The organism is Streptomyces sp. CHD11 (assembly GCF_018638295.1).
GTDB lineage: Bacteria > Actinomycetota > Actinomycetes > Streptomycetales > Streptomycetaceae > Streptomyces.
The window spans coordinates 93,751-114,386 of record NZ_JABTTS010000029.1; the positions used below are offsets into that span (position 1 = coordinate 93,751).

Below are 20,636 nucleotides of genomic sequence, written 5' to 3' on the forward strand. Positions count from 1 at the left end.
CGTACGGTGATCGAAGAGAAGAGAGACGTGGGACGCTGCCGCGTCGCTTCACGTGAGGAACGTCTTGAGCTCGTGCACGAGCTTCTTGATGTGGCCGGAGATCACCGGCGTACCGAGGTCCTTGAACCGCTCCCGGAACCACGGGTTGACGCTGCCGCGGCCCCCGCTGGTGACCGAGCCCACCGGGATGAACTTCGCCCCCGAGCGGTGGATGGCGGCCATGCTGTCGAACAGCTCGTCGGTGCGCCATTCGTAGAAGTCGGAGATCCACACCACCACCGTGTTGCGCGGCTCGGCGATCTTCGGCCGGGCGAGCGCCATGGCGACCGTGCCGTCGGTGCCACCGCCGAGCTTGGTGCGCAGCAGTGTCTCGAACGGGTCGTGCGACCACGGCGTGAGGTCCAGCGCCTGCGTGTCGTACGCGATCAGATGGACGTCGACCTTCGGCAGCCCGGCGAAAATGGACGCCAGGATGGTGCAGTTGACCATCGAGTCGACCATGGAGCCCGACTGGTCCACGACCACGATCAGCCGCTGCGGTGTCGTCTTGCGGCTGGTGTGCCGGTAGTAGAGGCGGTCGACGTAGAGCCGCTCCTCCTCCGGACTCCAGTTGGTGAGGTTCTTCCAGATGGTGCGGTCCAGGTCGAGGTTGCGGAAGACCCGCTTGGGCGGGACCGACCGGTCGATGTCGCCGACCGTGGCCTTCTCCACCTGGCTGCGCAGCACCTGGGCGACCTCGTCGACATAACGGCGGATCAGCGCCTTGGCGTTGGCCAGGGCCACCCCCGAGAGGTTGTCCTTGTCCCGCAGCAACTGCTCGATCAGGGACATGCTCGGAGTCAGCCGCGAGGCCAGCGCCGGGTCGGCCAGCACCTCGCGCAGCCGCATCCGCTTGACGAGGCCGGCCTCGATCGAGCCCAGCTCCGGCCCGATCTCCGGAATCAGCCGGCCGAGGTCCGGCGTGGACCCGCCGCCCTCCGTAGCCGTCGGACCGGCTCCGCTTCCGGCGCCCACCGGCCGGCCTCCACCGCTTCCGGCGCCCGCCGAACGGCCTCCACCGCCGCCGCGCAGGTCGCCGGGCCGGCAGCCCAGCGCCCGCTCCAGCCAGCCCGCGTCGGACTGCCAGCGGGCCAGCTGCTCGGCGGTGACGGCACCGGAGCCGGAGGCGAACACGTTCAGCAGGACCTTCGACGCGAGCGCCGCGCGGCGCACCTCCGCCGCCCGGTCACGTCCGTCGTCCCCGTCCGGCAGGGGCGTCATCAGCCCGTCGAACTCCGCCGCCAGCTCCGGATGCCGCTGCACCACGGAATCGACCGACGCCCCGGGGTCGAGCAGCGCGGACGGCAGCCCGATGTCCTCGACCACGGCCAGGCTCGCCGACTCCAGCGACACCTGTTCCTCGGGATCGAAGAGCCGGGCCAGCAGCCGCCAGTACAGCATCTGCCGCCGGTTCTCGCCGGCTTCGGGGACCGCCGCCCCGTCGGTACTCTCCGCGCTCATTTCCGCAGCAGCTTTCCGGCACGTTCGCGCAGCACCGTGACGGCGTCGGTCGCCGCCTTCTCGGCCCGCACGCCGGCCTTGTCGGTCGTCCCCCCGGCCCATGCCCCGGCATGCACGGCGACGTTCTTCTTCCGCACGGTCCGTTCGACGGCGAGCGGCTGGAGCAGGAACTCCCCGGCGTCCCAGCGCAGCAGTCCGACGCAGGCACCGGACGAGGCGATGGCCTCCGGCGTCAGCGGACCGGCCGCCGGCACCCGGTCGACGTCCACGGCGAGACGCCGCCCGGCGATGTCGAAGGCCACCCCGTCCTCGCCGTCCGCCACCCCGTACCCCTCCACCAGCACCGGCACGGCGATCCGCACCGGATGCCGGTCCAGCGGCGCGACCGCGGCGGCGACCGCCGTGGGCAACGCCACCCGCGCGGTGGTGAACACCTCGGCCGGCTCACCCGACCGCGCCCGGGCGTCGTCCCAGACCAGATCGCCCTCGGCGGTGACGGGCATCGCGTCCAGCTCCACGGCCCGCCCCTCACTCACCGCCGCCAGCAGGGACATGCGCGGCCGGAGCAGCTGCCACAGCCCGGCCCCGACGACCGTGTCGGGCTTCGGCGCGGACACACTGGCCCGCACCAGCCGCGCCGCACCCCCGTCCGCCGGCTCGAACACCGCATGGACCTGTGCCTGTACGGCGGTGGCATGCTCCTGGACGTCCACGCCGAGCGGCAGCAGACGCCCGGTCACCTCCGCGAGGGCCGGGGCGGACACCGCGCCGGGCAGCGTCAGCAGCACGGCCCGCGACCACAGATCCGCCCACCGGCGCACCGGAACCCGCTCCAGGGACGCCCCGGGACAGGAAGCGGCGAGTTCGGCGGCGAAGCCGTCGAGCAGCGCGGCCAGCCGGCGCAGACCCGGCTCGGGCAGCATCGCGGACACCACGGGCGCGGCTCCGGCGACCAGTTCGTGGTCGATGCCGCGCCACCCGGCCCGCGCCAGATCGCACAGCCAACTCCGGGCGGCCACCAGCAGATTGGCCGCGGGTTCCACCTCCACGCCCGCGACGGAGCCCTCCGCGTCCGCGGCGTCGTCCGCCCCGGCGGCGCGCGGCCGCCCGACGGCCTCCTCGACCCGGGCGGCGAGCGCGTCGTGCACGGAACCGAGCAGCGCGGTGCGCGCGGCGGCGAGCGCCACGAAGTGATCCTCACCGGCCGCACCGGCAGCGGTCTTCTCCGCGGCCTCCGCGACCCGCCCGGCCAGGGGCGACCCGGCGACCGCGTCGGCCAGCCCGGCGAGCCCGGCGGCCTGCGCCGGCCGCGGACGCAACAGCCCGTCGACGAGTGCCCCGTCGAAACCGTCCACGGCGGCGAGCGCCTCGTCCAGCCCCTCGACGGCGTCGCTCAGCAGATCGGCACGCATCAGGCCACCGCCCTCGTCGTCGGGAACCACTGCATCTCCGGCAGCGCGGCGGTGGCCGGCGCGAGCTCGAGATACGCCAGATGCCGCAGGAACCGGCTGAACACCTGAGCCGCCGCCGCACGGTCCCCCTGCGCGGGCCGGGTGTCGAACATGGCACTGAAGACGGTGTGCCCGTCCGGGTCCTCGCCGGTGACCTCGACCTTCAGGTACCGGGCCACCCGCTCCACCCCGTACTGCAGCACGGACTCGTCGACGAGCGCGCGTATGTGGTTGCAGAAACCGCCCCGCGCCCCGCCGCACGGACGGTTGTTGTTGGTGCTGCACGCGAAGGCGTACGTTCCCGCCTCCACCGACGACACATACACCCGCCCGATGTCCGACCCGCTGGACACCACACCCTGCAGCCGCCCGTCCGCCAGCTCGGCGAACGGCACCTTGGCGAGCTTCCGGGGCCGCGCGGGCGGCACCACCCGTGTCGTGCTCGACCTCTCCCAGACGGACAACGCACCATCTCCCATGCATGCGAAAGGGGATGCCCTCGCCGGACCGGCGGGACTGGAGACGAATCTAGCGATGACCACTGACAACGCCCCCGGAGCGGGCCCCGGCTTCCGCCGGGCGTTCTTGACGTGCGGCGGAACCGGTCGATACTTGTCCACCGTGCGTCAAGTGACTGTTCGTGTCCCTGTCAGCACGGGGTGAGAGCGTGAACGCATGGTTCCACCGGGATGCCGTTCCCTCAGATCCCCATCTCTCCAGGCGGTACAGATGAAGAAGAGAGTGTGCGGTGCGGGCGCCGTCCTCGGCGTGGTCCTCGCCATGACCGCACTGCCGGCCCCCGCATCGGCCGACACCCGCACCGGAAGACCCGCGGCCCTGCCCCTGGGCCCGTCCGACCTGACCGAGACACGGACCACGCGCACCCTGCAGCCGGGCCTGACCCTCACCCGTATCGTGCGCGGCGTCCGTGACCCGGCCCACCACTGGACCGTCGAGGCGTCCATCCCCGGCGGTGACACCTCCCCCGACCCCGACGCACCCCCGACCACCCTCAAGGACCGGACCAGCGCCGACGAACTGGCCGCCGAACTGCGAAGCGCCGGCTTCGAGACACGGGTGGAGCGGGTGACCACACCGAGGACGGCCGACTACGCCGGCGGGACCCTCGGCTGGCGGGTCCGTGTCGGCACCTTCGGCGAGCAGTCCGCCGCGACCGCGGAACGCACCCGTCTCAGAACCGCCGGATTCACCGGAGCGGTCACCTACACCGGCTGGGACGGTGAGACCACCGACCGCGGCCCCTGGCGCCTCGACGTCCTCACCCTCGACCCCCGCGTCTTCCGCGGCACCCTCGACGCCGCCCACGGCCCCGACCTGGAGAACCGCGAGACCACCAGCGCACTGGCGAACGCCGCCGGCGCCACCGCGGCGGTCAACGCCGGCTTCTTCGTCCTCGACCCACGCTCCGGCGCCCCCGGCGACCCGGCCGGCGTGGGCCTGTACGACGGCCGCCTGCTCAGCGAACCGGTGAACGGACGCCCCGGCCTGGTCGTCCACGACAACGGCCGCCGCACGCAGATCACCCGCCTCACCTGGCAGGGCACGGTCACCTCCGGCCGCGCCTCCCTGACCCTGAACGGCGTCAACCGCGTACCGGGCCTGATCAGGAACTGCGGCGGCAGCGCGGGCGACACCCCGACCGCGCTCCCTCTCCACGACGTGACCTGCACCAACCCCGACCAACTCGTCGCCTTCACACCCGACTACGGCACCAGCACACCCGACGGCGAGGGCACGGAGGCAGTACTGGACGCCGACGACCGGGTCGTCGAACTGCGCACCCCGCGCGGCGGCCCCCTCCCGGCAGGCGGCAGTTCGGTCCAGGCGACCGGCCAACGCGTCGCGGAACTCGTGGAGTCGGCCCGGCCGGGTGACCGCCTGCGCATCCGGACCACCCTGCTGGACGACCGCGGACAGCGCGTGTCCCCGTCCACGAGGACGAACATCGTCAACGCGGGCCCGGAACTCGTGCGCGACGGACGGCTGCACGTCACTCCCGCCACCGACGGCATGGTGCACCCCGGCGATCCGAGCTGGTACTACGGCTGGGTGCACAAGCGCAATCCGCGTACCCTGGCCGGAGTCGACGCCTCCGGCCGCACGGTTCTCGTCACCGCCGACGGCCGCAGCACCGACTCCCTCGGACTCGGCATCACCGAGGGCGCGAAGGTCGCCCGGTCCCTCGGCCTGCGCGACGCGGTCAACCTCGACGGCGGCGGCTCCACGACGATGGTGGCGAACGGTACCGTGATCAACGCCCCGTCCGACGCGGCGGGCGAACGCCCGGTAGGGGACGCCCTGTTGATTCTGCCCCGCAGGAACTGACCCCCGCCCCCACCACGGATCCGCGCAGCCGCCCACGCCGACGCAGCACACACCCCGGGAGCCGCCGTGCACGTGCCCGTGACCACCGTCTTGAACGGCAGAGGCCGTCTTCTGCTCGTCCTCGCCCTGCTGCTGGCCGTCCTCACCCCGACCGCCCCCGCGCTGGCCGGCGCGGGGGAGCAGGCCGGGGCCGCCCGTCAGACACCGTCGCGCGGCGCCGAGGTCGTCGACGTCACCCAGGTCGCCGACCGCCAGGTGGATCTGTCCGTCCGCTCCACGGCCCTCGGCGGCCGGACGGTGAAGGTACGCCTCCTCACCCCCGACGGCTGGAATCCGGACGGCCGCCGGCAACACTGGCCCACCTTCTGGCTGTTGCATGGCTGCTGCGGCGACTACACGTCCTGGACCGCCATGACCGACGTGGCGCAGACCGAGAGCCTGCGCGACGTGCTCGTCGTCATGCCCGAGGCCGGCTGGAACGGCTGGTACAGCGACTGGTGGAACCACGGCGAGGGCGGCGACCCCGCCTGGGAGACCTTCCACACCGTCGAACTGCGCCACCTCCTGGAGCGCGACTGGGGCGCGAGCCGCAACCGCGTCGTCGCCGGCCTGTCGATGGGAGGCCAGGGCGCCCTCCTGTACGCCGCCCGCCACCCCGGCATGTTCAAGGCCACCGCCGCCTACTCCGGCTCCGCGCACCCGCTCCTCGACGACGAGTCGGTCGACCGCATCCTGGGCCTCTTCGCCGGCCAGGACAACGACCCGCTGCGCGTCTGGGGCGATCCCGTCGCACAGCGGCGCATCTGGCGGGCCCACGACCCCGTCCACCTCGCCAAGCGCCTCAAGTCCCTGCCCGTGTACCTGTCCTGCGGCGACGGCACCACCGGGCCCCTCGACCGGCCGGGCGCCACCAGCGCCCTCGAGGCCGACTTCAACCGCCAGAACCACGCACTGGCCGCCGAGCTGGAGCGCGTCGGCGCGAAACGCGTCACCACCCACTTCTACGGCCCCGGCACCCACACCTGGGCCTACTGGCAACGCGAACTGCACGCCTCGCTCCCGATGCTGCTCGGCGCCCTGCGGGTGCGCGGCTGACGCGCCCAGACCCACGGCGCGGGCAGGACCGCGCCAACCGTGCCGCCTGCCGACACCGCTGAGGACCCGGACCCGCACGGCGGGGGCGGTCAGCAGTGGCTGCTGGTCACGCCGTTCGTGCTACCGGAGGACGGCTCCTGACGGCCGGCGCACGCACCACGACCGCGACTCGCCCCCGGTCCTCAGCCGACGAGGGCTTCGGTGATCTGCCGGGAGGTCTGGGCGGCGATCCCGGGGTTGACGGCGGCGTAGGAGGTGTAGGCGTTGAGGCCGGTGGCCAGGGCCCAGCCGCGGCCCCGCAGCCAGGTGGCCTCGTCGACGCCCAGCGCTTCGCGGAAGACGGCCCGGCTGCGGGCCGTCATCAGGGTGAAGGCGATCATCAGGTCGCGGGCCGGGTCGCCGACGCCCAGTCCGCCGAAGTCGAGGACGGCGCTGAGCCGTCCCCCGTGGGTCAGCAGGTTGCCGGTGTGGAAGTCGCCGTGGAACCAGACCGGCGGGCCGTGCCAGAGGGGGGCGTCGAGTGCCGCGTCCCACAGTCGGGTCATCGCCCCGGCATCGAAGACGCCGTCGACCCGGGCGATGGCGGCCCGCGTCGCGGTGTCCCGGTCGGCCGGCGGACCGCCGGTGAGGTCCTCGGGGAGACGGCCGGCCCCGGTGACCGCCTCGGGCGGGGGGAAGCCCTGCAACGCGGTCAGGAACCGCGCCAGTTCGACGGCGGCCGTCGCCGAGTCCGCCAGAGTCTCCACGGTCGCCACCTCCCCGTCCAGCCACCGGGACACCGCCCACGGCCACGGATAGCCGAAGGCGGGCTCACCCACCCCCACCGGCGCCGGAATCGTCAGCGGCAGATGCGGGGCGAGCAGGGGCAGCCACCGTGACTCCTTCCTGGCCTGCCCGATCGCCCCGGCGTGACGGGGCAGCCGCACGGCCAGTTCGTCGCCCAGCCGGTAGATCACATGATCCAGGCCGGCCGGGTCGAGCAGCTCCAGCGGCAGCGCCGCCCACTGCGGAAACTGCGCGTCCACCAGACGCCTGGCCAGCGCGGCGTCGATCGCGGGGCGGGTCTCCAGGGCTTCGCTGGATGCCAAGGCAGCTCCTGATGTCGGCCCGCTCCGGACGGCGGACGGCCATGACCCATCACACCGAGCGGACCGGCGCCCTGTCGACCGGTTTTCGCGACGCACGGTGGTTCTCGACCGAATCATCCGTGTCCGCCGGGAACTTCACCTGTCTGCCTGTCCTGCCTCGACCGGTCGCCCCGCGAGTCCCGGCCAGGCTCGTGCCGGTGCGGCGGAGACCGGCTGTGCGCCGGTCCCCGCCGCGGTGCTTTCGGGTGTGTCAGCTGTACGGGATGACCAGCACGGACCTGTCGGTGCCCGTCTGGAGCTTCGAGGTGCCGTTGCCGATGGCGTTCCACACCTCGAGGCGAACGGTGCCGCCGTCGAGGTTGCCCGGGGTGCCCGTGGACGCCTTGAGACCGCGCGCCTGCGTGTACTCCTCCCATCCGGTGACCGGGTCGGTCGCGAAGTAGTGGTACGTCTCGGTCCGGTCGAAGCTGCCGTCGCCGGTGAAGTCGTAGCTGATCCGGGCCTGCTGGCCCAGCCCGACCGTGCTGCCCGCGTCCACCTGGAGCCGGAAGGCGGTCTGCGCGCCCGGGGCGAGCGTGCCGTTCACTCCGCGGATCTCGTAGACGAGGGGCTGGTACGGGGTGCCGTCACGGTTGGCGCCGCCGGCGGAGGCGAGGGTGTCGCTGCCCGCCGCGCCGCCCGTCGCGGTGGTCAGGACGCCACCACCGCGGAGCTGGAAGGTGTTCCCGGTCGGCGGGTCCGGGTCCGGGTCCGGGTCGGGGTCGGGGCCCGGGTCCGTGGACCCGCTTCCGGTGCCGGTCGCGGTGGAACGGGCCGGTACGGACAGGGTCTTGCCGTCGGAGAAGGTCACGGTGCGGGCCGTGGCGGCGTGGTTGTGGGCCGCGTAGGTCCGGGTCGTGCCCTTGGTGAAGACGGCGGAGGTGGGGATGTCACCGGTCACGGTGGCGTCCGGTGCGCCGAGGGTGTCGAGGGTGGTGAGCCAGTGGTAGGTGTGCGCCTTCGACTCGCCCTCCTCCGGTGTGTAGCCCGCGTGGCCCGCGTCCCACTTCGCCTTGGCCGCGGCAGGGTCGGCGAAGGACTCGAACTCCCAGAGGAGATCGCGCCATTCGACGGCCGGACCGCCGTTCTCCCGCTCCATCTCGGCGATGTTGCGCCGGACGGCGGCCTTCTCGCCGCCGAGGTGGAGCGAACCACCGGTCACGGGGAGGACGTTGATGCCGTGGATCTCCTCGGGGTTGGCCGTCCACCAGGTGGCGTAGGCGGCGCCGCTGCCCCACACCATGCCGGCGGTGTCGTGACGGAACGAGGACGGGAAGACCTGCTCGTCGGCGTCGAACCAGTACTGGGCGATCGACTCCGACTCGGTGGTCAGCAGGAACGTACCGAGGTCACGCAGCGAGGTGTCGCCGGTGGCGGACCCCCACAGGATGAGGGCGGTGCTCAGGTTGGTGGACTCGGAGGAGGACTCCTGGTTGTTGCCGGCGGCGAAGCCCTGGTGCCCGGAGGCCCAGCCGTGGCCCGCGTAGACGTCGAAGCCGCGCAGGAAGGGGTAGGCGGAGTCGGTACGGCTGGGGTTGACGGTGTCCCGCACGAGGGTCTTGACCATGCCGCCCCAGGCGGACTCGGCGGCCCACGCCTGGTCGTACTGGGCGACGATCGCCGCCGCGAAGACGTAGTAGCCGTAGTGGAAGTGGTGGTCGTTCAGTTCGGTGTCACTGCCGTAGGAGGCGGGGTAGCCGGTGAGCGTCTTCCAGTCCTTGTCGTAGCTGAACTCGCTGGCGCCGCCCGCCGTGAACCACTCCTGGAGCTTGCCCTTCATCAGGCCGAGCATCCGGTCGCGGACGGCGGTCTCACCGATCTGGTCGGCCACCGGCACGAGTTGGGCGAGGCGGCCGAGGGCCTTGCCGGTCCAGTACGTGTCGGAGGCGCCGGAGAAGGGGTCGGAGGCGTTCACGACCTCGTTCAGGTAGCCGCGCAGCCGGGCGGTGTCCACGCCGTTCGACCTGGGCAGCGCGGGAAGCGCCGCCGCCGCCTTCTGGCTGGTGGTGAAGGAGGCCGACTCGCGGACCTTCATGGTGCCGCGCGGTGAGACGTAGGTGTAGGAGGTGAGGGGGTCCGTGGTGTGCAGCCACTGGTGGCGGTAGAGGGCCTGGAGCGTGCCCCGCTCGGTGCCTTCCTTCGCCTCGGTGGTGAGCGTGTAGGTGGCCCCGACGGTGCCCCCGGTGTAGTTCCAGGACACCTTGGAGCCGGTGACGAAGCTGTAGGCGTACTTCTTGAACGTCGCCAGCGCGTCCGTGGAGGGCAGCACGGCGACGGAGAAGTAGTCCTTGGAACCGAGACCCGCGGTGACGGTGGATCCGGCGACGTTCCAGTCGCTGCCGGTCGGCGCGAAGAGGGCGTAGTGGTGCCCGGCGACGGTGATGCCGAGGACGTTGCCCTGGTCGGCGAAGACGGCAGGGGTGCCGGCGGTGGTGATCTGGGCGTTGCCGCCGGAGCCCTTGGCGTATACGAACGGCGAGCCGTGGCCGATGGTGGTGCGCAGGGTGCGGGCGCCGTCGGACCAGTAGGGGGTGACCGTCCAGTCGGACCAGTCGTCGGCCTTGGTGTCGGGGGAGTTGAGGCCGGTCAGTCCGATGGTGAGGTCGCGCTTGTGGGCGTACTCGTACTGGCGGCCCTCACCGACGATCGCGGGTGTCGTCGGGTAGCCGACGTCGAGCCCGCCGGCCGTGGCCTGGTAGGTGAGGGGGTGGCCGTACATGGGGGTCGAGTACGGGTTGTCGCCGTAGCGCTGGAAGGCCAGGGAGGACCACCAGTCGTTGGTGGGCACCGGCCGGTCCTTGGCGGCGGCGGTCACCTTGGGGGTGACCGGCGCTCCGGTGTTGGTGGTGGGGCCCGACGTGCCGGGGGGCCGCGTGTCGGAGTAACTGCCGTTGCCCACAGGAATGGTGGCGGCGGCCGCCGGTGCGGCGGCCGGGCCGAGGCCGACGGCGGCGAGGGCTGAAGCCAGCAGCAGAACGGTTGCCGGTCTGGTGCGTGGGGATGGCATACGTCACCTCAAGTCGTGACAGGGGGAGACTCTGAGAGCGCTCTCAGATGGCCGGAACGTAAAGCCCATGTAATGCACGTGTCAATGGCTTGAACACAACAGGCCCTGCCGAGCCCGCAATTCGTCATGTCTTCGATGCTCGCCCGAGCCGGTGCGGCGGGCCACAGGGAGGAGTGAGGGAGAGCCGGTGGGCAGGCGGATCCGGGCCCTTCCCGGCGTGATCGTGGGCTACGCCCCTGGTCGACGTTCCGCTCCGGCCCCGGTCCCGGCCCCCGCCCCGGCCGACGCCGCGGAGTTCGGCCGCCGCCCGGGTGTCACGTTGTCCCGATTGCTTCACGGTGCTGTTCCGTTAGGGACCCGGTGGCGCACGCGCCGCGGGATCCCGGTTAACGTTCCTGGCCGCAGGGTCGTGCTCCCATGCGTCCGGATGTCCGGTGCGGCGGGGGAGCCTCCCTGTTTCATGTTCCCACTCTGACGAATCACGGGGGTACGGCGAATGGCCATGTCGGACAGCAAGTCGGACGGCGGATCGTTCAGGTCGCCGGGGACGCCCCGGACCACATCCCGCCGGCGCCTGCTGAGGCTGGCCGGGGGAGGTCTCGCGCTGGCCGCCCTGACCGCCGGCACGGTCGGCTGCGACGACGAAGCGGCGGACACCAAGGACCCGGCAAGCAGCGGCGGTACGACGCCGGACGGCGGCGACAAGGGCGGCTCCGGCGGCGGTGGCGCCGACAAGAAGGGCGGAGCCCCGAAGCCGCTGTGGACGGAGACGACCTCGGCCGAGACCTTCGGGGACAATGACGAACTCGTCGTCGCCGGGGGCGTCGTGATCGCCAGCGGCACCCCGCTCGACGCTCTTGACGCCGGGACGGGCAAGCAGAAGTGGTCCCTGCCGGGCGGCGTGGTCCCCGGCGCGCCCCTGCTGCTCAGCGAGGACACGCTGTACCTGGCCGGCAGCCAGTACGACGGCAGCGTCACCGGATACGACCCGGCCTCCGGCAAGGAGACCTGGCGCAGCCGCCTGGGCAAGGGCTACCGGCAGCCGAGGCCGATCGCGGTGGACGAGACGCAGGTGTACGTCATCGCCGAGATCCTGGAGGACGACGGGTCGTCCACGACCAACGTCATCGCGGCCCTCGACAGCACCACCGGCAGGATCGCCTGGAAGGAACAGCGCGACGTCGGCACCATGCAGAGCGGCATCCACGCCGCCGTCCGCGGCCGCCGGCTCGTCTACACCGACTTCAAGAAGAACCTCACCGTCCGCGACACGGCCACCGGCCGGCAGGTATGGACGCACAAGACGACCAAGACGAACTACGGCTTCTTCGCCGTCCACCAGGATCTGGTGATCGTCCCGCAGGGGCAGCGGCTCCAGGCCTTCACCCTGTCCGACGGCAAGGAGAAGTGGTCCCTGGAGACAGCGGACCTCACGCTCTTCAAGGAGCCGGCCGTGGTGGAGGACGTGCTCTACATCGCCGACAGCGCCAGGACGGTGCGGGCCGTCGACCCGGTCACCGGCAAGGAACTCTGGCAGTCCAAGGCCCTCGCCGACGCGGGACTCCAGGTGCCGCGCCAGTACGTCAAGGCGGGCGACACCCTCTACGGCGCCACGGACCTGGACCCGAAGGGCGGCATCATCGCCATGGACGCGAAGACCGGCGCCGTGCGCTGGACCTTCAACGACGGCACCGGCGACCACCACGCCTGGCTGGTGGCCACCGACGGCAAGCACGTCTTCGCCCTGCACGGCAACAAGCTGCACGCACTCCCGGTCTGACGCACACGCCGACCGCCCGCAGGCGGTCGGCGCCCCGCGAACCGACCACCTGCCGCCGGCGCCCGGGCAGCGCGATCACAACGGACTCGCACTGCCCGGGGACGTCCACGTCAACGGCGGCCCCGCGCCTTCGGCCGTCCGCCCGGTGAGCGGGGGCCGGTCTCCGTTGCGCGGTGTCAGTAGTGGTCGACCGTTTCTCCCTCGGGCACCCGGTAGCAACGGGACGTGACGTTGATCCCCAGGCTCGGTTCCGTGTCCCCGGAGTGCTGAACGATCCAGAGGCTGACCTTCTTCCGGTCAGGTCGGCGACCAGGTCGAGCGCCTGGTTCGGGCCGGCCTTTGCGTCCGCGCGACGACGCAGTCAGCAACGGCCGACTGAACCGTCCTGCGTCGTCGGACAGTTCATGGCACGTGACACGACACCATGCGGGGCGGCGTCGAAGACCGCGGTTGGCGACGCCTCATCGGGATCCGGCTGCGTCCACGAGTCACGGCTCTGGCACACATTCGTGAAGCGGTGACTGGTCCTCATCTGGAAGAAGTCTGCGAGGCGGCCCAGGTGCCTACTGCTCCGCCCAGGGCCGGCCCAGCGCATATCGCGATCGCGACGGGGACAGGAAGCGAGAGGTCCCAGATGATCACGGCGGTGATCACCATGCCCAGCCACAGCATTTGCACCATCGTGGCAGTAGTCACTTTGCGCCGGGTACTCCACTCACGGGTTGCCAACAGCGCTCGCATACGTCCCTTTCGCATCCGCATCCATCGACCAGAACCGTGCCGTAGACGCGGCCCTTGCGCGTCGCGTACTCATCGACGCCTACCACCGTGGGGGCAGGCTTACATGGCACTGACCCTCCGTGCACGGTCGTTCGCGGTCGGTCAGGTCGCACGTCGTCGGGTCCGCCGCGATCACGGCGCACCCGACGACTCGACCGTCACGGCCATTGCCCGCCGGACCGGCCCTCACCCGCCCGTCGGCACAACGGACATCACCTCACCACGACATAGTCCCCGGACGACGTCGACGGCCCGGTGGTGGTGTTGCCGTAGTACGCCCAGCGCCACGTACCCGTCCTGGAGGCCTTCACGGTCGTCCTGAGGTTGCCCGAGCCGTTCGCGTACACCTTCTTCACCGTGGTGTAGGCGGCGGTGCCGGCAGGCTTGAACTGCAGGCTCACCAGGCGGCCTCCGTAGGAGACGTACTTCCTGGTCTCCCAGTTGGCCCGCGTGACCTTTCCGGTCACGGTGATGGTCCTGCCCTTGGACACCGGTTCGGGCGAGGCGTTGACGGTCAGGCGGGAGTGGCGCTTGACGAGGACCGTCAGACCCTTGTCGTCGGCGTCACCGCCGCCGCCCTTGAAGTACACCTCGGCCCCGACCCTCCATGCCCCGGCCTCGCTGTTGCGCATGTCCCACACGCTCGGGTCGAAGTACATCGTCTCGTTGAAGTCGCAGACGCCCGAGCTCACCTTGATGCAGTCGCTCGTCTCGATGGCGTGCCACAGCCGATCCGCACCACGCCTGTACAGGAACACCGCCGGCCACTTCCACTTGTGCGTGGTCGCCATCCGGAAGGAGGCGGGCACCGCGACCTCCTTCGACACCCCGATCACGATCGGCTTGCCGTTGTTCACCTGGACACGGCTGAACGAGACCCCGCCCTCGGCCGCCCCGGCCGGCACCGCGGCCACGGCCGTGAACACCGCCGCCGCACCACCGGCCACCACGAGTCTCCAGAACTGCTTCCCCACCTGATCCCCTGTCTCCGTACGGAAAGGCACCGAGGGTTCATCCCCCGGCGCCTTACAGACGGCCGACGTCCGCACGGGGTTGTACACCCGCGCATCACAACAGGGCGTCAGATGATCAGCGGTGGCAGCCGTCACCCTCGCGTCGCGCCGTCCCGTACGTCAGGGCAGAGGCAGGGCCGCGGGGCCCGGCCTCGCGACGACCTCGCCGGGCGACAGCGCGGTGTGCCCCCGCTCGCACTCGACCACCACACGCACCGGGGCCGCGCACTCCCCGTGCCGCAGATCGAGGACCGGCCCGGCACCGTCGTCCTCCATGTGTGCCTCACCCCACTGCTTCAGCGCCACCAGGACCGGCCACAGGTCCCACCCCTTGCGCGTCACCCGGTACTCGTGGCGGGAACGGCTGCCGGGCTCCTGGTACGGCACGGCCCGCAGGATGCCCGCCGCGGTCAGCTTCCGGAGGCGGTCGCTGAGGACGGCCTCCGACAGGCCGATGTGGCGCCGGAACTCGTCGAAGCGACGGACACCGTTGCAGGCGTCACGCAGGATCAGCAGGGTCCACTTCTCGCCGACCACGCCGAGCGTGAGCTGGACCGGACAGTTCTCCGTGCTCGTCTCAAGCCACTCCATCCCCCCATCGTAGAAGCCTGGCTTCGTGATTGACAGCCAGGCGACGCACCACTAACTTCGCTTTCGGAAGTCAGAGCGGGAGGAGCGAGGCTGTGGGACGGACGCGTACGTACGAGTGGGGCGACCCCGCATCCTCGGCCGCCGCCGTGGGGCTCTCCTCCGGCCTGGACTTCCTGCGCGAACTGCAGGCCGGAAACCTGCCCGCGCCGCCCGTGAGCGCGACGCTGAGCATGAGCCTCGACGAGGTGGAGAAGGGACGCGCCGTCTTCTCGCTGCTTCCGGGCGAGGAGCACTACAACCCCATCGGCAGCGTGCACGGCGGGATCTACGCCACCCTGCTCGACTCGGCGGCCGGCTGCGCCGTCCAGTCCACCCTGCCGCCGGGCATGGGGTACACCTCGCTCGACCTGACCGTGAAGTTCCTGCGCCGGATCACGGTGGACACCGGCCGGGTCCGCGCCGTCGGCACGATCGTGCACAGCGGCCGCCGGACCGCGCTGGCCCAGGCCCAGTTGCTCGACGCGACGGACCGCGTACTCGCCCACGCCACCAGCAGCTGCATGCTGTTCCCGTTGACGCGCGCTGACTGAGAACCGGACACTGATCCGCGGGCACGGCCCGTACCGCGACGGCCGGCCCTCTTGGACCGGAGAGGTCCGCCGAAGTGACGTGACCGTGCCCTGCCGGTCGCACCGTCAAGGGGGAGTCATGACCAGCAGGTTCACCGAGTTGGCCGTCGACTGCCGCGATCCGGAGAGGCTGGCGGCCTTCTGGTGCGAGGTTCTGGACTTCGAGGTGATCGACCGGAGCGACGGCAAGGTCGAGATCGGTTCCTGGGTGCCGACCGTCGAGGAGGTCCGGGCCCGCCAGATGCCGCCCACCCTGTTGTTCCTCCGGGTGCCCGAGGACAGGACCGTGAAGAACCGGCTCCACCCCGACGTCAGCCCGATCGACCGCAGCACCGAGGACGAGGTGACGAGACTCCTCGCCCTCGGGGCGACGAGAACGGATGTGGGCCAGGGTCCGGACCGCACCTGGGTGGTGATGGCGGATCCCGAGGGCAACGAATTCTGCGTGCTGCGCACCCTGGCACCGTAGAACCGGGCCGCGGGTGCGGACCTGACCGCTGCTGTGGCGCGAAACGATGGCGCACACGTCGGCCGGCCACGGCCGGAGACCCACCTCGTCGGGGGTGACACATCCATGCCGCGGATCAAACCCGCCCCCTTGGGAAGTGAGCGACCCGTGAGTGGGGGCCGGGGCCCGCACCCGGCTCCCACGCCGGTGCATCGGCGTCCTGCGTCCCGGTCACCCGCACCGTCTCCTCTCTGACGCCAGGTAACCTCGGACACGTCGTCAACGCGGCCCGACGGGCTTCCGCTCCACCCCCGTGGAGTCTCGAAGGACATGCCCCCACCCGCACGAGTACTTCGTGCTGCCTGGGGGAAGTCCTTGCTGTTCCGCGCGTCCGCGAAAACGGTCGCCGTCATGGCGCTCGACGGTTCGCTGTTCCTGCACCTCACCGACCAGTTCGTCCATATGCACGGCTACCGGCCCGGCCCCTCTGAGCTGCGCTCCTGGGAGCGGAGCATTCCCGTTCTGGCCGCCGCACTCAACGACGCGGGTCTGGGTGACGTGGAGGTCATGCTGGAGTACGCACTCCCGCTGAACAGCAAGCGGGCCGACGTCGTGCTCGCAGGCGTGCACCCCTCCACCGGGGAGCCGTCGTACGTCGTGGTGGAGCTGAAGCAGTGGAGCCACGTCCTGCCCCACGAGGACGACCCGACGCTGTGCCACGTCAAGCCCTATCCTCGCCCCGTCCTCAATCCCATCGAGCAGGTGCGCCGCTACTGCGACTACCTGGTCAACTTCAACGGGGCGGTGGCCGAACACGGACACCGGATCAGCGGTGTGGCGTTTCTGCACAACGCCACGGAGTTCGACGTGGCGGCTCTGCGGGAGATCGAGGGCGACGGCCGCGGACTGCTGTTCACGGGGCAGCGCCGCGGCGAATTCCTCGACCATCTGCGTGCGAGGCTGAGCGAGAGGCATTCCGGTGCCCGCGCGGCGGACGAACTGCTCTCCGGTGTCACCGTGCCGTCGAAACAGCTCATGTCCGTGGCCGCCGTGGAGGTACGCGAACGCCGGCAGTTCGTGCTCCTCGACGAGCAGCAGGTCGCCTACCGGATGGTGCTGAACGCGGTGGAGAAGGCCAAGCGTGCCGACCGCAAGGAGATCGTCGTCGTCACCGGCGGCCCCGGCACCGGCAAGAGCGTGATCGCTCTCCAACTGCTCGGCGAGCTGTACCGTCGTGGGACGCCCGCCCTGCACGCCACCGGTTCCCAGTCGTTCACCAGGACGATGAGGAAGGTCGCCGGATCCCGCAAGCGGGAGGTGCAGGACCTGTTCAAGTACTTCAACAGCTTCATGACCACCGAGGCGAACAGCCTGGACGTGCTGATCTGCGACGAGGCCCACCGTATCCGGGAGACGTCGGCGAACCGTTACACGCGTGCCGAGCACCGGACCGGCAAGTCCCAGATCGACGAACTCATCGACGTCGCCCGCGTGCCCGTCTTCCTCCTCGACGAGCACCAGGTGGTGCGGCCGGGCGAGATGGGCACCGTGGCCGACATCGAGGCGGCAGCGGCCGAACGGGGCATCCCCTGCCACGTCATCCCGCTGGAGAGCCAGTTCCGCTGCGGCGGCAGCGACGCCTATCTGCGCTGGGTCGTCCGGCTCCTCGGCCTCGAACCCGGCGGCCCGGTCGTCTGGGAGCCCGACGACCGCATGCGACTGCTGGTCGCCGGCAGTCCGCAGGAGATGGAGGAGTTCCTGGAGTCCCGCCGGGCGCAGGGCTACGGCGCCCGCATGTCCGCCGGCTACTGCTGGCCCTGGTCCCCGGAGCCCAAGCCCGGCCACCCGCTCCCGCTGGATGTCGTCATCGGAGACTGGGCCCGCCCCTGGAACCTGCGCGGCGACCGCTCCGTCTCCGGCGCGCCCCCGGCCGCCCTGTGGGCCACCGACCCGGCAGGCTTCGGCCAGGTGGGCTGCGTCTACACCGCGCAGGGCTTCGAGTACGACTGGTCCGGCGTCATCATCGGCCCCGACCTGCTCTGGCGCGGCGACCGCTGGGTCACGGACCGTACGGCGTCGAAGGATCCGGTCTTCAAGAGGTCGACTCCGGATGCCGACGTCGACCGTCTGATCCGCAACACCTACAAGGTGCTGCTGACTCGAGGCATGGTCGGCACCATCGTCTGGTCGACGGACGCGGAGACGTTGGAGAAACTGCGGGAACTGGCCGGCGAACGATCGGGGCAGCGGGTTCCCACGGTCTGACGTGGGTGACGGTCCTCGCCACCTGAGCGCGCCTTTCAGCCATGATGGCCACGCTTCGAGCCGACGACGATGTCGTCGCCGTCCGTAGTGCCGCGGTCTCCCTAAGATCCCGAGTACCGATTGCGGCCCGACGGGCTTCCTCACGAGAGGACATGCCCCCACCCGCACGAGTCACTCGTGCTCTGGGGGACCCACCTCTTGTCCATGCTTCTGCTGAGGTTGGCGGCGCAGGATCTGCTGACCTTGAACTCAAGGCGCCGTATGGTGCCCCACCTCGCCGCCAGGTGGCGGCACTTCCGAGGCGCCGACGCCTCACTGTCCGAACGTTCCGCGTGGGCCGAGAGCCTCGTCAGCCTCGCCCAGGACCTGGTCGCCGCCGGTCGCGGGAACGTGGAGATGATCGTCGAGTGCGCCGCCACCATCGACGATGCCGACCGGCCCGGCGACCCTCGCCTCATCGACGTCGTCCTCGTGGGGCATCACCCCGAAGAGAGGCACCTGTCCGTCCAGTTGGTCGAGCTGAAGCGCTGGTCGACGGTCACCCGAGTGGAACGAGCCACCGCGGAACTGGTCCACGTCCCCGGAATGGGCAGGAAGAAGCACCCTGCCTTGCAGCTACGCGAATACCACGAGGCGTTCACGAGCGACCGGGGCCCACTGCGCGGACTGCAATTCGAATGCGGCGGCTTCGCCTACCTGCACAACGCCACCGACGCCTCCGTCCGTCCACTGGTGGACATCGACGCTCCCACCGGCGTCTACGCCCGGGTCTACACGAACGACCGACGCGAGCAGTTGATGTCCGACATCCGTAAGCACTTCGCCCCCGAAGGCGGCGCTTCCGCAGCCGAGTTACTGCTGCAAAACATGGGCTTACGCAACACGCCACTGCTCGACGCCATGATCCGTGCCCGCGGGGAGGACACGGTGTTCACCCTGCGGGGCCGGCAGAAGAGAGTCGCCGACGACATCCTGGAAACGGCCTCCAAGGTTCTCCCGGATCCGGCGCGTCCCGCTCTCGTGCCGGACGAGCGTCGCGTGGTCTTCATGGTCACCGGAGGCGCCGGTACCGGGAAGAGCGCCATCGGCCTGCAGATCAAGGCGGAACTGGAGGCCGGCGGCCACGCCGTCAAGTACGCCAGCGGCAGCAGGGCGTTCAACGGCGCGATCCAGGAGCACGTCGGTTACGGGGACCGCGAGTTCAGGGAGACGTTCACCTACTTCAGCAACTTCGTCACCCCACCGGACCCGCCCCTGGACGTGCTGATCTGCGACGAAGCCCACCGCCTGCGGGAGCGTTCGACGAACCGCTTCTGGAAGCCCGAGCACCAGGGAACCAAACCACAGGTCGACGAGCTTCTGGACGCGTCCCGTCTGACGGTGTTCTTCCTCGACGAAGGCCAGTCCGTGCGGCCGAACGAGGTCGGGACCGTCGACCTGATCAAGGGCGCGGCGCAACGCTACGGCGCCCGTCTGCTGCGGTACGACCTCCGGGAGCAGTACCGCTGCGGCGGCAGCGACGCCTACGTCCGCTGGGTACGCGGCGTGCTCGGGGTGACGGACGAGGATCAGGAACAGTGGACGCCCGACGGTCTGATGCACATCGAGGTGGCGGACACTCCGGAGGAGCTCGAACGGACCATCCGCGCCGAAGCGCTCGCCGGGGCGTCGGCCCGCCTCGTCGCGGGATACTGCTGGCCGTGGACCAAGCCCCTCGGCAAGGAGCGGCGGCTGGAGCCCGATGTACGGATCGGTGACTGGCACAGACCGTGGAACGCCGACAGCGACGCGTTCTGTGAGGACGGGGTACCACCGTCCAGGATCTGGTCCGTACACGAGAAGGGGCTCGGCCAGATCGGCTGTGTGTACACGGCTCAGGGGCTCGAGTGGGACTGGTGCGGTGTGATCATGGGAGAGGACATGGTGCGCCGGGACGGCCAGTGGGTGTTCCGCCGGGGCAAGGAGCGAAAGGACCCGGAAGCCGGCGTCAAGCGGGTCGCCGTCCCGGGCTCGTTCGACGCCAAGGTGCGGGCCGGAAGCGTCGACGAGGCGGAGTTCGCCCGGCTGGTCCGTCACGCCTACCACGTGCTGATGACCCGGGCCAGCCGAGCGACCGTGCTCTACTCCACGGACGCGGAGACCCGGAGCTACCTGAAAGAACGGGTGGGCGAGGTCCAGGTCCACGGACTCCGGCCCACCTGGGAGAACCTGCCGGAGGAAGCCCGGGTACCGCACCTGCCCCGGCCCCGCCGAGGCCGGGGCTCGCGCAGAAGGCGCCAGAGCGTCGTCTCGCCGCCGTCCGACCCGCGTCTGTTCTGACGGCGTCGCCGGGGAAGTGGAGTGGCGGGCTCTCCGGGCCCGCCACAGGCCCGTGTCAGATGACCAGGCGCGCTGCCGCCGCCAGCGCCGCCACCACGAGCTGGGTGGCGACACCCGCGGCGACGTCGACCAGGATCTCGCGAAGCCGGTTGCGACGTGCGGGCTTGTACTCAACGGGGTTCATGGATGACCACTCCTTGGCGTGAGCTGGGAATGGCAGGGATCGCCCTACCGGGCATCCGCACTCACGCCGCGCGCGCAGCACACAGCGGAAACCACTCGTCA

15 protein-coding genes are annotated in these 20,636 nt (G+C 70.9%); 7 read left to right on the forward strand and 8 right to left on the reverse strand.

All coding sequences use genetic code 11. The annotated features are described in order from the left end of the window. Positions 1-48 precede the first annotated feature (48 nt). From HTV45_RS25720 to HTV45_RS25730, 3 genes are read right to left on the reverse strand one after another with little or no spacing between them, the layout of a single operon-like run. Complete coding sequence (locus tag HTV45_RS25720) at positions 49-1,500, reverse strand: VWA domain-containing protein (protein WP_215208258.1); 1,452 nt, start codon at positions 1,498-1,500, stop codon at positions 49-51. After that, complete coding sequence (locus HTV45_RS25725) at positions 1,497-2,942, reverse strand: hypothetical protein (RefSeq protein ID WP_308309753.1); 1,446 nt, start codon at positions 2,940-2,942, stop codon at positions 1,497-1,499. The genes HTV45_RS25720 and HTV45_RS25725 overlap by 4 nt, the downstream gene beginning before the upstream one ends. Continuing rightward, the gene (locus HTV45_RS25730; protein ID WP_215208259.1) at positions 2,912-3,430 is read right to left on the reverse strand and encodes a hypothetical protein; all 519 of its coding nucleotides are present in this window, start codon (positions 3,428-3,430) and stop codon (positions 2,912-2,914) included. Before HTV45_RS25730 ends, HTV45_RS25725 begins: the two co-directional genes overlap by 31 nt. A gap of 250 nt (positions 3,431-3,680) precedes the next feature. On the opposite strand from HTV45_RS25730, the gene HTV45_RS25735 reads away from it, so the two are divergent. Then, positions 3,681-5,297, forward strand: coding sequence for a phosphodiester glycosidase family protein (locus tag HTV45_RS25735; protein ID WP_215208260.1), 1,617 nt, complete (start codon positions 3,681-3,683; stop codon positions 5,295-5,297). Between the two features lie 66 nt (positions 5,298-5,363). Next, positions 5,364-6,392: an alpha/beta hydrolase family protein gene (locus HTV45_RS25740; RefSeq protein ID WP_215208261.1), complete on the forward strand. Its 1,029-nt coding sequence runs from the start codon at positions 5,364-5,366 to the stop codon at positions 6,390-6,392. A 182-nt stretch (positions 6,393-6,574) separates the two neighbouring features. Here HTV45_RS25740 and HTV45_RS25745 read toward each other — a convergent pair whose 3' ends face one another. Next, entirely contained in the window at positions 6,575-7,480 is a 906-nt protein-coding gene (locus tag HTV45_RS25745) for an aminoglycoside phosphotransferase family protein (RefSeq protein WP_251692742.1), read from the reverse strand. 250 nt (positions 7,481-7,730) lie between these two features. Next, the gene (locus HTV45_RS25750) at positions 7,731-10,526 is read right to left on the reverse strand and encodes a glycosyl hydrolase (RefSeq protein WP_215208263.1); all 2,796 of its coding nucleotides are present in this window, start codon (positions 10,524-10,526) and stop codon (positions 7,731-7,733) included. Positions 10,527-11,028: 502 nt separating this feature from the next. Here HTV45_RS25750 and HTV45_RS25755 point away from each other — a divergent pair. Next, the gene (locus HTV45_RS25755; RefSeq protein ID WP_215208264.1) at positions 11,029-12,306 is read left to right on the forward strand and encodes a PQQ-binding-like beta-propeller repeat protein; all 1,278 of its coding nucleotides are present in this window, start codon (positions 11,029-11,031) and stop codon (positions 12,304-12,306) included. A 992-nt stretch (positions 12,307-13,298) separates the two neighbouring features. Here HTV45_RS25755 and HTV45_RS25760 read toward each other — a convergent pair. Together HTV45_RS25760 and HTV45_RS25765 are read right to left on the reverse strand one after the other, a co-directional pair. Continuing rightward, entirely contained in the window at positions 13,299-14,060 is a 762-nt protein-coding gene (locus tag HTV45_RS25760) for a hypothetical protein (RefSeq protein ID WP_215208265.1), read from the reverse strand. A gap of 159 nt (positions 14,061-14,219) precedes the next feature. Further along, complete coding sequence (locus tag HTV45_RS25765; RefSeq protein ID WP_215208266.1) at positions 14,220-14,690, reverse strand: helix-turn-helix domain-containing protein; 471 nt, start codon at positions 14,688-14,690, stop codon at positions 14,220-14,222. A gap of 92 nt (positions 14,691-14,782) precedes the next feature. On the opposite strand from HTV45_RS25765, the gene HTV45_RS25770 reads away from it, so the two are divergent. The 4 genes from HTV45_RS25770 to HTV45_RS25785 all read left to right on the forward strand — a co-directional run bounded on the left by HTV45_RS25770 (position 14,783) and on the right by HTV45_RS25785 (position 20,351). Further along, the gene (locus HTV45_RS25770) at positions 14,783-15,280 is read left to right on the forward strand and encodes a PaaI family thioesterase (protein ID WP_215208267.1); all 498 of its coding nucleotides are present in this window, start codon (positions 14,783-14,785) and stop codon (positions 15,278-15,280) included. Between the two features lie 118 nt (positions 15,281-15,398). Beyond that, complete coding sequence (locus tag HTV45_RS25775; protein ID WP_215208268.1) at positions 15,399-15,788, forward strand: VOC family protein; 390 nt, start codon at positions 15,399-15,401, stop codon at positions 15,786-15,788. Positions 15,789-16,142: 354 nt separating this feature from the next. Beyond that, the gene (locus HTV45_RS25780) at positions 16,143-18,032 is read left to right on the forward strand and encodes a DUF2075 domain-containing protein (RefSeq protein ID WP_215208269.1); all 1,890 of its coding nucleotides are present in this window, start codon (positions 16,143-16,145) and stop codon (positions 18,030-18,032) included. 243 nt (positions 18,033-18,275) lie between these two features. After that, positions 18,276-20,351 (forward strand): DUF2075 domain-containing protein, encoded by a 2,076-nt coding sequence (locus HTV45_RS25785; RefSeq protein ID WP_368860933.1) that lies wholly within the window; start codon positions 18,276-18,278, stop codon positions 20,349-20,351. A 55-nt stretch (positions 20,352-20,406) separates the two neighbouring features. On the opposite strand, the gene HTV45_RS34495 is transcribed toward HTV45_RS25785, so the two are convergent. After that, positions 20,407-20,535 carry a DUF6408 family protein gene (locus HTV45_RS34495; RefSeq protein WP_251692743.1) on the reverse strand — a complete coding sequence of 43 codons (129 nt, stop codon included), beginning with the start codon at positions 20,533-20,535 and terminating at the stop codon, positions 20,407-20,409. Positions 20,536-20,636: the final 101 nt, after the last annotated feature.